The organism is Rhizobium anhuiense (assembly GCF_003985145.1).
Classification (GTDB): Bacteria; Pseudomonadota; Alphaproteobacteria; order Rhizobiales; family Rhizobiaceae; genus Rhizobium; species Rhizobium anhuiense.
Genome location: NZ_ML133522.1, coordinates 212,012 through 225,795, shown reverse-complemented (window position 1 = coordinate 225,795; position 13,784 = coordinate 212,012). Strand labels below are relative to the sequence as shown.

General features: G+C 61.5%; 14 protein-coding genes. 8 read left to right on the top strand and 6 right to left on the bottom strand.

The genetic code is table 11. The features are described from left to right. Window positions 1–153 precede the first annotated feature (153 nt). On the top strand, window positions 154–1,086 hold the full coding sequence (locus EEQ99_RS07140; protein WP_063474523.1) for an endonuclease/exonuclease/phosphatase family protein: 933 nt from the start codon (window positions 154–156) through the stop codon (window positions 1,084–1,086). Here EEQ99_RS07140 and EEQ99_RS07135 read toward each other — a convergent pair. After that, window positions 1,042–2,955, bottom strand: a complete 1,914-nt coding sequence (locus EEQ99_RS07135; protein ID WP_063474522.1) for an ABC transporter ATP-binding protein — start codon at window positions 2,953–2,955, stop codon at window positions 1,042–1,044. The genes EEQ99_RS07140 and EEQ99_RS07135 overlap by 45 nt on opposite strands. Before the next feature lie 162 nt (window positions 2,956–3,117). On the opposite strand from EEQ99_RS07135, the gene EEQ99_RS07130 reads away from it, so the two are divergent. Beyond that, window positions 3,118–3,348, top strand: coding sequence for a CopG family ribbon-helix-helix protein (locus EEQ99_RS07130; RefSeq protein ID WP_028757016.1), 231 nt, complete (start codon window positions 3,118–3,120; stop codon window positions 3,346–3,348). Window positions 3,349–3,435: 87 nt separating this feature from the next. Here the strand turns inward: EEQ99_RS07130 and EEQ99_RS07125 are convergent, their stop codons facing one another. Continuing rightward, a complete protein-coding gene (locus tag EEQ99_RS07125; protein ID WP_127430182.1) occupies window positions 3,436–5,292 on the bottom strand; it encodes an ABC transporter ATP-binding protein in 1,857 nt (618 codons plus the stop codon). 385 nt (window positions 5,293–5,677) lie between these two features. On the opposite strand from EEQ99_RS07125, the gene EEQ99_RS07120 reads away from it, so the two are divergent. Together EEQ99_RS07120 and EEQ99_RS07115 are read left to right on the top strand one after the other, a co-directional pair. Further along, on the top strand, window positions 5,678–6,139 hold the full coding sequence (locus EEQ99_RS07120; RefSeq protein ID WP_028757014.1) for a tRNA (cytidine(34)-2'-O)-methyltransferase: 462 nt from the start codon (window positions 5,678–5,680) through the stop codon (window positions 6,137–6,139). 215 nt (window positions 6,140–6,354) lie between these two features. Beyond that, complete coding sequence (locus tag EEQ99_RS07115) at window positions 6,355–8,001, top strand: Na/Pi cotransporter family protein (protein WP_028757013.1); 1,647 nt, start codon at window positions 6,355–6,357, stop codon at window positions 7,999–8,001. Window positions 8,002–8,004: 3 nt separating this feature from the next. Here the strand turns inward: EEQ99_RS07115 and EEQ99_RS07110 are convergent, their stop codons facing one another. Continuing rightward, a complete protein-coding gene (locus EEQ99_RS07110) occupies window positions 8,005–8,265 on the bottom strand; it encodes a hypothetical protein (RefSeq protein ID WP_017965345.1) in 261 nt (86 codons plus the stop codon). A 177-nt stretch (window positions 8,266–8,442) separates the two neighbouring features. Between EEQ99_RS07110 and hemF the strand changes: the two genes are divergently transcribed. From hemF to EEQ99_RS07095, 3 genes are all read left to right on the top strand, one after another. After that, window positions 8,443–9,354, top strand: coding sequence for an oxygen-dependent coproporphyrinogen oxidase (hemF, locus tag EEQ99_RS07105; RefSeq protein WP_028757012.1), 912 nt, complete (start codon window positions 8,443–8,445; stop codon window positions 9,352–9,354). A gap of 103 nt (window positions 9,355–9,457) precedes the next feature. Further along, window positions 9,458–9,727, top strand: coding sequence for a hypothetical protein (locus EEQ99_RS07100; protein WP_028757011.1), 270 nt, complete (start codon window positions 9,458–9,460; stop codon window positions 9,725–9,727). 112 nt (window positions 9,728–9,839) lie between these two features. Further along, window positions 9,840–10,025, top strand: coding sequence for a DUF1059 domain-containing protein (locus EEQ99_RS07095; protein ID WP_010029983.1), 186 nt, complete (start codon window positions 9,840–9,842; stop codon window positions 10,023–10,025). Window positions 10,026–10,091: 66 nt separating this feature from the next. Here the strand turns inward: EEQ99_RS07095 and EEQ99_RS07090 are convergent, their stop codons facing one another. The 3 genes from EEQ99_RS07090 to EEQ99_RS07080 are packed head-to-tail and all read right to left on the bottom strand — an operon-like array spanning window position 10,092 to window position 12,612. After that, the gene (locus EEQ99_RS07090) at window positions 10,092–11,345 is read right to left on the bottom strand and encodes a CCA tRNA nucleotidyltransferase (RefSeq protein ID WP_063474521.1); all 1,254 of its coding nucleotides are present in this window, start codon (window positions 11,343–11,345) and stop codon (window positions 10,092–10,094) included. Continuing rightward, the gene (locus EEQ99_RS07085) at window positions 11,342–11,992 is read right to left on the bottom strand and encodes a CoA pyrophosphatase (RefSeq protein WP_028757009.1); all 651 of its coding nucleotides are present in this window, start codon (window positions 11,990–11,992) and stop codon (window positions 11,342–11,344) included. Before EEQ99_RS07085 ends, EEQ99_RS07090 begins: the two co-directional genes overlap by 4 nt. Beyond that, window positions 11,989–12,612: a DUF1285 domain-containing protein gene (locus tag EEQ99_RS07080; RefSeq protein WP_028757008.1), complete on the bottom strand. Its 624-nt coding sequence runs from the start codon at window positions 12,610–12,612 to the stop codon at window positions 11,989–11,991. The genes EEQ99_RS07085 and EEQ99_RS07080 overlap by 4 nt, the downstream gene beginning before the upstream one ends. Window positions 12,613–12,770: 158 nt before the next feature. On the opposite strand from EEQ99_RS07080, the gene EEQ99_RS07075 reads away from it, so the two are divergent. After that, entirely contained in the window at window positions 12,771–13,781 is a 1,011-nt protein-coding gene (locus EEQ99_RS07075; RefSeq protein WP_028757018.1) for an AAA family ATPase, read from the top strand. Window positions 13,782–13,784 lie beyond the last annotated feature (3 nt).

Genomic DNA, 13,784 nt, shown 5'->3' with positions numbered 1-13,784 from the left:
CAGCCTTGACAAGGGGATGAGGGCACAATGTCGCGGGAAATTTCGGATGAATTTTTTAAGGCAAACACGCGCTCGCCATTATGTTGCATTGCAACAAAAAAGCCGGCGTGATAGGCGCAGTCACAACCACGCCAGCGAGCCGGACCGGAGCGGATGAGAGACACGATTTTTTGCGTATTCAGCGTCCTCACCACCCTCGTCCTCGCCATCGTCTCTCTGCGCTATGTCAAAGATTTCTACCTGCTTTCCTTCTTTTACAGCTTCCAGCTCCATCTGGCGGCGGCCGCGGCGGCCGCCTCGATCGCGGCCCTTCTCGTCAAGCGGCACTGGTATGGGTTTCTGACGCTCGGCGTATCGCTGGTTCTTGCCGTCCACGGCGCCGTGATGATGCGCGAATTCGTCGAGCCCGCGGTCGATCAAAGCCGCCCGGTCCTCTTCAAGCTGATGTCCTTCAATATCGAGAACGATAATTTCGCGAACGGGGCAGCGATCGCCGACATGGCCATTGCCTCAGGCGCCGACGTCGTCAACATCCTGGAGGCCGAACCGCTGCTGTCGGAATTGCCGCGGCTGTTGAAGACCTACCCTTATTACATCGGCTGCGGTGTCGGCATGGAGCAATGCGATACGCTGGTCCTGTCGAAGCGCCCGCTTATCGAACCTCGTATCCGCAGCCTCGGGCTCCTATGGCGCAACCGGCTGACGATCTCGACGATCGATTTCGACGGCCAGAAGGTCAATTTCCTCGCCGCGCACCTGACCAAACCCTATTACGACGAATTCCACGGCCTTGAGATCGCAGACCTCGCGGAGATTATCCCTTCCCTGCCGGGACCGCTCGTTCTTGCCGGTGATTTCAATACGTCGATTCTGGCGCCCGACGTGCAGTATCTCATGCGCAGCCAGGGCCTGGGCACGGCATCGCTGGAGCCGGCGACATGGCCAATCCGCGCCGGTGCTTTCGGCATTCCGATCGATCATATCTTCAGCAGGGCGCCCCTGCGGCTGAAATCGGTCCGCCGCATCGAGGACAGTTTCGGATCAAACCATTTTGGCCTCATGGCGGAATTCGTCGTCGACCCTTGAGCCCACATCCTCGTCCGTCGCGAGGAAGCCGCCGGACTGGCGTGCCCAAAGTTCGGCATAGAGCCCGCCGCGGCGAAGCAGTTCGTCATGGCTGCCCTCCTCGATGATCCGGCCGAGATCGACGACGATCAGCCGGTCGAGTGCGGCGATCGTCGACAGCCGATGGGCGATCGCAAGCACCGTCTTGCCTTCCATGATCCGGTGGAGATTGGACTGGATCGCTTCCTCCACCTCCGAATCGAGCGCCGACGTCGCCTCGTCGAGAACAAGGATCGGGGCATCCTTCAGCATGACGCGGGCAATGGCGATGCGCTGGCGCTGCCCGCCAGACAGTTTGACGCCGCGCTCTCCGACATGCGCATCGAAACCTCTGCGGCCCTGCTGATCCTGCAGGCGGGCGATGAAGTCGATGGCTTCGGCGCGCTTGGCCGCCTCGACCAGCCCCTCCTCGCCGGCATCCGGCCGTCCGAACAGGATATTGTCACGCACCGAACGGTGCAGCAGCGAAGTGTCCTGGCTGACGACGCCGATCTGCATCCTGAGCGATTCCTGCGTCACGGCTGCAATATCCTGGCCGTCGATGAGAATGCGGCCGTCCTGGATGTCGTAGAGTCTTAGAAGCAGGTTCATCAGGGTCGACTTCCCCGCGCCCGAACGGCCGACGATTCCGACCTTTTCGCCCGGTCGGATGGTCAGAGAGAAATTCTCGACGACCGGCTGATGACCCTTGCCGTAGCGGAAGGAAACATTGTCGAAGCGGATGCCGGGATGCCGGATCACCAGGTTTTTGGCATCGGCCCGGTCGACGAGCCCCAGCGGCTGCGAGATCAGCTCGGCGGCGTTCTGGATGGTGCCGAGATTGCGCATGATGCCGTTGAACTGCGTCATCAGCCGTCCGAGCAGGAAATTCAGGCGGAGCACCAGCGCCAACGAGAATGCCACAGCACCGGAACTGACCAGGCCGCGCAGCCACAAATCGACGCTCAGCCCCGCCATCGTCACGATCATCAGGCCGGAGAGCAGCGCCATGGAGGCCCTGACACCAGTGATGAACCGCGTGAAACGCAGCACCGTATCCTGATAGATATCGAAGCCCTGCCGCATATAGCGGTCGCTCTCCTCATCGCGCGCAAACAGCTTCAACGTCTGCATGTTGCTGTAGGAATCGACCATCCGGCCATTCAGCATCGATCCGGCTTCCGCCGTTTCGCGGGAATGATGGCGAATTCGCGGAACGAAGTGGCGGGCAAGCAGGCTGAAGGCGCCAAGCCAGAACAGCACGACGGCGGCAAGGGAGAAGTCCAGCCGGGCGACGAGCACGAGCGTCGTTACGGCATAGATGCCGACGAACCAGACGCTTTCCATCAGCGAGGTGACGAGATCACCGGTTGCCTGCCCGGCCGACCAGACCTTGGTGACGATACGTCCGGAGAAATCGCTCTGAAAGAACGATAAAGACTGGCGGGAGACATGGAGATAGGACTGCCAGCGTGCTAGATTATAGAAACCAGGCGTGATCACCTGCTGATCGACGAGCGCGATCAGGAAGGCGACGACGAAGCGCACACCCCCGATGAGGGCGAGCATGCCGAACAGTTCGCCGCCATGGGCTGCGAGAAGTCCGCTCCAGCCGGCGCCGGGCTTGATACTGCCGAGGATATCGACCAGCCGGCCGACGAACCAGAAGAGCGCCGCCTCGATTGCCGCCGATGTCCCGCCGAGAACGAGCATGGCGATGAACGGCATCCTCGCCTGGCCGATATAGAACCAGACGAAGCCGAGCGTCGAACGCGGGGGCTGGAGATTGGCGCGTGGACGGAACGGATCGATCCAGGTTTCGAACAGGCGGAGGATGGGGCGCAGGAACATAGAAGCGATATAGGCGGATTGAGGGGAGCGGCAAAGAGAATGAAAAGCGGACGCAAGCTTATATTTTTGTAATAAACGATAACATCGGCGGCATCGCCATTGACTGCCCCCGAACCCGTCACAATCTGACGTTATGATCGCGTGTCACCGGAGAGAAGGTCCATGGAAACGAAAATGCTCGATGCGCATATTCCGCTTCCGCTTGCAGAGAGGCTGGATGCCCTGGCCATCGACCTGGCGCAGCCGCGCGACGAAATCGTCACCGAGGCCATCACCGCATGGATCGACCAGGAGGAGCGCCGCCGCATCACGGCGCTGCGCACGATCGCCGCCGCCAACACCATCGTCCTGATCGAACATCACCGCGCGATCGACTGGGCCGACAGCCTTTGAACGGATAGCAAACGCGCCGGCAAATTCGAAGCAACCCTGAGAATTCAAGAGGCTCTCCCCGCTTTCGCAGGGAGGGCCTCTTTCATCTTATTCCGCAGCCTCTTCCGCTTCCTCGGCGTGATCGGAGAGGAAGCCGCCGGACTGGCGGTTCCAGAGGTCGGCATAGATACCGCCGCCCTCGATCAGTTCGCTGTGCGAGCCGGCCTCGATGATCCGGCCCTTGTCGAGCACGATCAGCCGGTCCATCTCCGTCAGCGTCGAAAGCCGGTGGGCGATCGCGATCACCGTCTTGCCCTCCATCAGGGCAAAGAGGTTCTCCTGGATTGCCGCTTCGACTTCCGAATCGAGCGCCGAAGTTGCCTCGTCGAGCACCAGGATCGGCGCGTCCTTCAGGAAAACGCGGGCGATCGCGATGCGCTGCCGCTGACCGCCAGACAGCTTGACGCCGCGTTCGCCGACCTGCGCGTCGAGCCCCTCGCGGCCCTGCATGTCGACGAGGCCTTCGATGAACTCCCAGGCATTCGCACGTTTGGCGGCCTCGATTATCTCGACGTCCGAGGCATCGGGACGGCCATAGGCGATGTTGTCGCGGATCGAGCGATGTAGCAGCGACGTATCCTGCGTCACCACGCCGATCAGCGAGCGCAGGCTTTCCTGCGAGACGCCGGCGATGTCCTGCCCGTCGATGGTGATGCGGCCGGCCTCCAGGTCGTAGAGGCGCAGCAGCAGGTTCATCAGCGTCGTCTTACCGGCGCCCGAGCGGCCGACCAGGCCGACCTTCTCGCCCGCCTTGATGTCGAGCGACAGATTGTCGATGACACCCTTGCTCTTGCCGTAGTGGAAGCGGATGCGGTCGTAGTGGATCGCGCCCTTCTTCGCCGTCAAGGTGGGCGCGCCCGGCTTGTCGACGATGTCGTGTTGCTTGCTCATCATCTCCATGCCGTCATAGACCGTGCCGATATTCTCGAACAGCGCCGAGACTTCCCACATGATCCATTGCGACATGCCGTTGACGCGCATGGCAAGACCAATGGCGATGGCGATGGCGCCGACGGAGATCGCTCCGTTCAGCCAGAACCAGATCGACAGGCCCGAAATGACGAAGAGCGCAACGCAGTTGTTCAGATAGACGCTGATGTGGAAGAGCGTCACCTTGCGCATCTGCTTGTGCACGGTCTGCAGGAACTCATCCATGCCCTCCTTGGCATAGACCTCCTCGCGGCCCGCATGCGAAAACAGCTTGACGGTGGCGATATTCGTATAGCTGTCGACCACGCGCCCCGTCATCATCGAGCGCGCATCCGCCTGGGCGGCCGCGATCTTGCGAAGCCGTGGCACGAAATAGGCGACGATGCTGATATAGACGGCGAGCCAGACGAGGATCGGGATCATCAGCCGCCAGTCGGCCGCTGCGATGACGATGATCATCGTCAGGAAGTACGTCACGACATAGACGAAGACGTCGAGGATCTTCATCACCGTCTCGCGCACGGCGAGCGACGTCTGCATCACCTTGGTGGCGACACGCCCGGCAAACTCGTTGGCGAAGAACGACATGCTGTGGCGCAGCAGGAAGCGGTGCATCTGCCAGCGTGCGATCATCGGATAATTGCCGAGCATCATCTGATGCATGATGAGAGAATCGAGCCCCGCCGTCAGCGGCAGACCGACCAGCACAAGCGCCGCCATCCAGAAAAGCTTGTGACCCTCCGTCTGCAGGAAGGTGGCGCGGTCGGCATTGGTCAGCCAGTCGACGATGTCGCCCAGGAACTGGAACAGCGCCACTTCGCCGACGGCGATCAGCGCTGTCAGCAGCGCCATCAGGCCGAGCCAGGGGGCTGCCGGCTTGCTGTAATGCCAGCAGAAGGCAAAGAGACCCTTCGGCGGGGCGACAGGCTCCTCGCTCGGAAAGGGATTGAGTCGCTGTTCGAACCAGCCAAACATGAAATTGCTCCGAAACGTCAGCGTTTCGGCTCCCGGCTTCGCGCCATCCCAGCGCCATGCAAGCACATATGGGAACCGAACGTTCAAGGGGCGAGGCCGAAACAGCCGCACAATGGATCAAAAGGGGGATTTCAGAAAGAAATGCGCACTAGCGGCGGCGTGTCGCCTTAATCGGCATCACGGCGGGAAGGCGCATATCGAGCAAAATATTCATTGTGACCCTCCCTGCTGGCGATTGAAGATAGGCATGGATAACGCGAAAACCGCGAAAATTCCAGCCCTGTATTGCCGTAAATTGAACGTTTCCTGGTCAAAACGCGCCCTGTTGCGCCGAAATCACAGTTGCATTAGGCCTTTGACGGCGAAAGCGGAAAGACGGCGCATCATGACTTTACTCAGACTGGCACTCTATCAGCCGGATATTCCTGGCAATACCGGCACGATCCTGCGCCTTGCCGCCTGCCTTGGCTTCGCGGTCGATTTGATCGAGCCCGCCGGCTTCGATGTGTCCGACCGCAACCTGAAACGGGCCGGCATGGATTATATCGCCGCCGCGGCCCTCACCCGCCATGTCAATTGGGACCGCTTCGAAGCGTGGCGCCTGACCACCGGCGGCCGCCTGATCCTCGCCTCGACCAAGGCGGCGGAGCGCTACACTGATTTTGCCTTCCGCCCGGACGATATCCTGCTCTTCGGCCGCGAAAGCGCCGGCGTGCCGGATCAGGTCCATGAAGCAGCCGATGCACGCATCCTGATCCCAATGGTCGACGGCCAGCGCTCGATCAACGTCGCTGTTTCGGCCGCCATGATCGTCGGTGAGGCAATGCGCCAAACCGTCTGGACCTGACGAACGCGGCGCCGGCGGAGCAAAGCCTGCGGAATTGCCGATCCGCTCCAGAATATGTCGCAAAATAGCGTTGTCTATCTGTGAAACCAGCGTATATTTATTAGCCGGGCAATCAAAAATTCAATATTGGCCTCCATGATTTCAATAAGTTGGAATAGCTATGCGAGGAAAGCAGCACTTCTCCAGATCTGTGAAAGAAGAATAAAAACAACAAAATGGACTCTACAATCATCATGATCAACCTGTTCGGCGCCGTGGCTCTGCTGCTGTTCGGCCTCGCGCAGGTAAAGGATGGCGTATCCAGAGCCTTCGGAGCCCGCCTCAGAACGGGTCTGGCGACCGGTACGCGCGGCAGTCTTCGTTCTTTCCTGTCGGGTCTCGTTGCAACGGTCGCGCTGCAGAGTTCGACGGCAACGGCGCTGATGACCGCCTCCTTCGTCGAACGTGACCTGATCAAGCCGCGCATGGCGCAGATCGTTCTGCTCGGCGCCAATGTCGGTACCGCGATCACAGCCTGGATCGTCGCCACCGGCATCGAATGGCTTTCCCCGCTTCTGATCCTCGCCGGCATCGTGCTTTACCGCGGCCGCTCCAGCACCAGCCAGGGCGGCGGCACGGCGCTGATCGGCATCGGGCTGATGCTGCTGTCGCTGCACCTTCTCGGCCTTGCGACGGAGCCCATGCGCGCCTCTCCCGCCCTTGCGGCCTTCATCGGCCTGCTGGACGGCGCCCTGCCCGTGGCAATGATCGTCTCGGCGGCACTCGCCTTTGCGTCCTCGTCGAGTCTTGCGGTGGTGGTGCTCATCCTGTCGCTTGCCTCGGCCGGCGTGGTCTCTGCCGAACTCGTCATCGTGCTCGTGCTCGGCGCCAATCTCGGCGGTGCGATACCGCCTGTGGTCGCGACATTGTCCGGCCCGGCTTCGGCGCGGCGCGTCACTCTCGGCAATCTCGCCATCCGCACGCTCGGCTGTCTCATCGCCCTGCCGCTGGCGGGCTACGGTGCGGAACTCATCCAGATGCTGCCCTTTGGCCCGGCCAAGCTGCCGGTCGATGCGCATCTTGCCTTCAACCTTCTGCTGGCAGCAGTTGCCTGGCCATTCTCCAGGCCGCTCGCCGCCCTGATGGCCAGGCTGGTGCCGGATCAGGCCGAGCCTGACAGTGCCCCGAAATATCTGGATGCGCAGGAGCTTTCGACGCCGGTCGTGGCCCTCGCCAGCGCCACCCGCGAAGTGCTCGGCGTCGGCGACCTGATCGAGCGCATGCTGATCCGGGTCTCCGAAGCCTTCGAGCGCAACGACGCATCCAAGCTTGCCGAGATCCCCGCCCTCGAAGAGCGCGTCGACCGACTGCAGCAGGCAGTGAAGGTCTATCTCTCCAGACTTGGCCGCGAGGGTCTCAGCGATGAGAACGCCCGCCGCTCGATCGTCGTCATCGACTATGCGATCAACCTCGAACATATGGGCGACATCATCGAGAAGGGCCTGTTGGAGCAGGTGACGAAGAAGATCTCGCTTGGCCTGAAATTCTCCGAGGACGGTCATCAGGAACTGCGCAAGTTGTTCGATCTGACGATCGACAATCTGCGCGTCGCCCAGACGATCTTCGTCACCCGCGATTTCAATCTCGCGCGTCAGATGATGGAGGTGAAGGTCGAGGTGCGCCGGATGGAAAAACAATCTGCCGAGCGCCACCTCGAACGTCTGCGCGATGGCCGCGCCGACAGCCTGCAGACGAGTTCGCTGCATCTCGACATGCTGCGCGACCTGAAGCGCATCAACGCCCACATCGTCTCCGTCGCGCATCCAATCATGGATGAAAGCGGCCTCTTGATCGAAAGCCGCGTACGCACCACTGCGAAGTGACGATCAGTCGGCCGAAGGCAGGCGGCGCATGGTGAATTCGATCTGGTCGCCGTCGAGCTGGCGCCAGCTTTCCACCTCGGTCCAGTAGGCGGCTTTCGGATATTCGTCGAACCATTCGCGCGCCTTGGCCCGCGCGTCCATGAGGCCGAGGCAATATGTCTCACGCACGAAATGGTCCTTCTTGCGCGGAGGATTTTCCGCCCGATGTCTCGCTATCCTGCGCTTCAGCCCATCGAAGGATGGAGGTCCTGGAACTTTTTTCATCTAACCTACCTCTTGGGAAAAGGTAGTATCGAAATACTTGATTTGCGAGTCGAATCTCGGAAGCGCCCAGCCGTGCTTGGCCACGCTTGGCGAGATGCTGCGCCAACTGCTAATCATGGCGCGCAATCAAGAATGAGCGAGTCGCTTCCACAGCGGATGTGACCGCCGGAGGCGCAAATGGAAAGACCGGAACTGCCGATCGGCTTGCCTGACGATATCGAAGAGAAGAAGGCTGCCGCCCGCAATTGGTTCGAGGGATTGCGCGATACGATCTGCGCCTCCTTCGAAGCCATCGAAGACGAATTGGAAGGGCCGCTCTCCGACCAGGAACCCGGCCGCTTCGTCGCCAAGGACTGGTCACGCGAAAACGGCGCCGGCGGCGGTGGCCGGATGTCGATGATGGAAGGCCGCGTCTTCGAAAAGGTCGGCGTCCACACCTCCACCGTTCACGGCGAATTCTCCCCGGATTTCCGGACGCAGATACCAGGTGCCAAGGATGATCCGCGTTTCTGGGCCTCGGGCATCTCGCTGATCGCCCACCCCGTGAACCCCAACGTTCCCGCCGTGCATATGAACACCCGCATGGTGGTCACATCAAGCCGCTGGTTCGGCGGCGGCGCCGACCTGACGCCGGTGCTGTCGCGCCGCCGGACCCAGGAGGACGAGGACAGCCAGCTCTTCCACAAGGCGATGGAGATCGCCTGCCGCAATCACGCCGTCGCCGATTACGATGCCTACAAGGCCTGGTGCGACGAATATTTCTTCCTGAAGCACCGCAATGAGGCCCGCGGCATCGGCGGCATCTTCTACGACTGGCTGCATTCGAGCGAGGAAGCCGGCGGCTGGAACGCCGATTTCGCCTTCACGCGCGATGTCGGCCGGGCCTTCGCCATGGTCTATCCGAAGATCGTTCGCTCCAACTTCAACAAGTTGTGGACAGAGGCCGATCGCGACGAACAATTGATCCGCCGGGGCCGCTACGTCGAATTCAATCTGCTGTATGATCGCGGCACGATCTTCGGCTTGAAGACCGGCGGCAATGTGGAATCCATTCTCTCCTCGCTGCCCCCCGTCGTCCGTTGGCCGTGAGACTGTGATATCTCATCGATAAATTCGAGTTGATAGACCTTCACGAAAATTCAGCGCGTCCTAACTTTATATGTATGTGCGTAACAATCGGAGGAGGATTGTCATGACGATACAAAGTGGCTCGCCTACGTCCACGGATGTCCAGGAAACATCCCGCACGATCGACACATCCGAGTTTTTGACGCGCATCGCGGAGAAACTGCGGGCCAAGAGCGGCTCGGATTTGCCGCTGTCCTGCTTCATCGAGCAGGTCAAGCTGCAACTGGCCGGTGGGAAATCACCGGAACAGCTGCAGAACGAAGCCGCGGCCGCCAACAGCAACATGCCCGGCCAGCTTTCGGATACCTACAAAGCCTGGGCGATGCCCGACTGAAAGACCTTCTCCGGTCGTCATCTTATGCCGGCCGGAACCTTCTCCTCCTCCGCACATTCATCAATCGCGTGAAAGCGCGATGGCCGTTGCGTTTCAGACAGAGGAGAAAACCATGCGACTTTTCGAATGCGGCACGCTCGTTCCCGGCTGCGCTTGGCACACCCGGGCGGATAACGACGCAGAAGTGGTTCGCCGCGCCGTCGAGCACCTGAAGACGGCCCACGGCGAAACGACCATACGCGAAAACATGGTTGATAACATCAAGGCCCGCATCCGCGACGAAGCGACCGCCGCCTAATAGCTGGGCGAGTATCGATATCAACGACCAAAGTCGCCGCATCCGACGGATGCGACGCCGGATTGCCTATTGCACGCGTTCCTGCAGCCGGACGAGCAGTTCCGCCCGGTCGGAGGCGAAATTTTCCTCCACCCACTGGTTTTCCAGGCCGGCAAGCAATTCGCCGACGCGCGGGCCGGACGCCACTCCCGCCGAAATCACGTCGCCGCCGTTCAGCGGAAACTGCGGCTTCTTCCAATGCATTGCCTTGTCCAGCAGCTTGCTGAGCCGCGCCGACCGCGCCATTTCGTCGAAATCGCCTTCAGCCTTGCCGCGTGCCACCGCAAGCGCCAGCTTCAGCCGCGTCGTGATGCCGTCGGCGCCGTTGCGGTAAAGCAGCCTTTCGAAGGCGGCCGGCGACATCTCGTCATTGACGGGCGCTGCCATTGCCCAGGCCTTGAGAGTGGCCGCTTCCGCATTCGAGAGCTTGAGCCGGGCCGCAAGCGCCTCCACGCGCCCCGCGTCAGGCGGCACGATCGCCGCAAGGCGCAGCAACGGATCGGGCGTCCAGCCGAGCGCCTTTTCGGTGGTGATCAGCGATGGGATCGCATCGATGCCCCATCGTTCCGATTCCGGCAGGATTTCCGTCAACACGGCCACCTGCCGCATCCAGAGCAGCGCCCGGCCAGGATCGGCAGCACCGAGCAGCTTTCGCAATTCCGACCAGACGCGTTCTGCCGAAAGCATCTTCAGTTTTGAACGCGCTGCCGAACAGGCCTTCAGCCCCTCGGCGTCCGGCCGTCCTGACCCGTAATAGGCAAAGAAGCGGAAAAAACGCAGGATGCGCAGATGATCTTCGGCAATACGCCTTGCGGCATCGCCGATGAAGCGGATGTTGCGCGTCTTAATGTCGGCAAGTCCGCCGACGAGATCCACCACCTCGCCGTCGGCATCGGCGTAAAGCGCGTTGATCGTCAGATCCCGCCGTTCGGCATCTGCCTTCCAGTCGGTGCTGAAAGCAACCTTGGCATGGCGTCCGTCGGTCTCGATGTCGGTGCGAAGCGTCGTCACCTCGAAGGGTTTGCCGTCGATGACGAGCGTCACTGTGCCGTGCTGCAGGCCGGTTGGTACCGCCTTGATGCCCGCCGCCGCTGCCCGCTCGATCACCGCCTCCGGTCTGAGCGTCGTGGCGATGTCGACATCGCTGACCGGCAGGTCCATCAGGCTGTTGCGCACCGCGCCGCCGACCACCCGTCCTTCCCCGCTATCGGCGTTGAGAAGTGCGAAGATCCGGCCGAGTGCCGGGTCGCGGAACCATGCTTGGTCGGCAAGGCCGGTCATGCATAAAGCCTTTCGTAAAGCGTGCGGACGATGCCGGCGGTGATGCCCCAGATCATTCTGGTTTCATAGGGCACGCGGTAGAAATGTCGGTCGATCCCGTCGATGACACGCCTGTCGCGGGTGTGATTGGCAGGATCCATCAGGAAGGAAAGCGGCACCTCGAACACGTCGTCCACCTCGGTCGGGTTCAGCGTCAGCGCGAAGCCCGGCGTGACGACGCCGAGCACAGGCGTGATGCGGAAGCCCGTCGAGGCAAGATAATTCGGCAAGCGACCGACGGTTTCGACGAAGGAACCGGCCAGGCCGATCTCCTCTTCCGTCTCGCGGATCGCCGCCATTTCGGGCGAGACATCTGCAGGATCGATCGAACCGCCGGGAAAGGCGATCTGCCCGGAATGTTTGCGCAGCGTCGCCGTGCGCTTGGTGAAGATCACCTGCGCCTCCTCGCCGTCGTCGACGACGGGCACCAGCACGGCGGCGTCGCGCAGCTTGAAGGTTTCGACTTCGGCGACGATATCGGGGTTGAGGATATGGTCCCCGTGATCGCGCCAGGCATGATCGACCGGCCCGCCATTCTGGTTGAGCGCACGGCGACGGAATTCGGCTGCTGAGAACAGCGGATAACGTTGGGTAATTGCATCATTCATCGGGAAAGCGCATCCAGTTCGTCGGCCGGCATGACCGGGAAGACCTCGCCCGCGGAGCGGATCGCAAACATCGCGCGCCCTCCCACGTCGAAAGTCTCGCCGAGCGCGACCAGTTCATACATCACCGCACGCGACACCAGCGCCTCCAGCCGCCCGCGCACATGCAGATAGGGTTTCAGTTCGGCGTTGCCGTCCGCAATGGCAAAACGCAGCCGATGGTCTCCTCCCGCCTCCACGACATCGCCGACATTGGTACGGAAGGTCAGCACCTGCTGACCCTCTCGGTCCGTCACGCTCATCTCCACGGCGGTGAAAGGCGCGTCGACGACCCTTATCCCGACCTTTTCCACAGGAGTTACGAGATAGGTCTTCTTATCATCGTCCTTCCTCAAAACCGTCGAAAACAGCCGCACCAGCGCCGGCCGACCGATCGGCGTGCCCATGTAGAACCAGGTGCCGTCGGCCTTGATTTCCATGTCGATATCGCCGCAAAAAGGCGGATTCCACCGCTCGACCGGCGGTAAGCCGCGTTTTTCTCCGCCACTTTCGTCAGATGCACGCGAAATCAGTGCGGCAAGTCCCGCCGCATCCGCCTGTCCGCTGATTTCCTCGGCTGCCATTCTTCCGTCCCGGTTTGTCCTTAACGAAGTGAAGTCACGAGATAGTCATTCGCAACGAACTTGTCAGCCCGTCTCATCTCCATAACTCTATCGGGTATGAGGCACATGTATAAGTCCGCCGATTCGCTGCCGAATGATTTCAGCCGTTGGAGATGCCCGTGGGTATGATGAAGACCGAATCCAGCCTCGATGAAAAGGCGATCGTCGCCGCCGCCGAAAAGGCGCTCTCCGATATCGCCGCCATCCGCGCGGAAGTCTCGAAGGTGATCTTCGGTCAGGAAAGCGTCGTCGAAAACACCATCCTCGCCGTGCTCTCCGGTGGCCATGCCCTGCTTGTCGGCGTTCCCGGTCTTGCCAAAACCAGGCTGGTGACGACGCTCGGCGAGGTGCTCGGCCTTGCCGCCAACCGCATCCAGTTCACGCCGGACCTGATGCCCTCGGATATTCTCGGCTCCGAGGTGATGGACCAGGACGACAGTGGACGCCGCTCCTTCCGTTTCGTCAAGGGCCCGGTCTTCGCCCAGCTCCTGATGGCCGACGAGATCAACCGCGCCTCGCCACGTACCCAGTCGGCTCTTCTGCAATCCATGCAGGAATATCACATCACGATCGCCGGCCAGCGCTATGACCTGCCGGCGCCCTTCCATGTGCTCGCCACCCAGAACCCGCTCGAGCAGGAAGGCACCTATCCCCTGCCCGAAGCCCAGCTCGACCGCTTCCTGCTGCAGGTCGACGTCAACTATCCCGAACTTGCCGCTGAGCGGCAGATCCTGCTCGAAACGACGGGCCTGGGCGAAACCCGGCCGGAAGCCATCATCGATGCGCAGCGGTTGATCGAGATCCAGACCCTGGTGCGCCAGATGCCGGTGAGCGACACGGTTGTCGACGCCATCCTGGCGCTGGTGCGTTCGGCCCGTCCCGGACAGGGCAATGCCTCGACCGACAAGAACGTCGCCTGGGGTCCAGGCCCGCGCGCCGGCCAGGCAATGATGCTCTGCGCGCGTGCCCGCGCCCTTTACGAAGGCCGTCTCGCACCGTCTCTGGACGATATTTTCGCGCTCGCCGAACCCATTCTCCAGCACCGCATGGCGCTGACTTTCGCCGCCCGCGCCGAAGGCATGTCGGTGCGCGACGTCATCGCCGGACTGGTCAAGCAGGCAAAGGGATAAGGA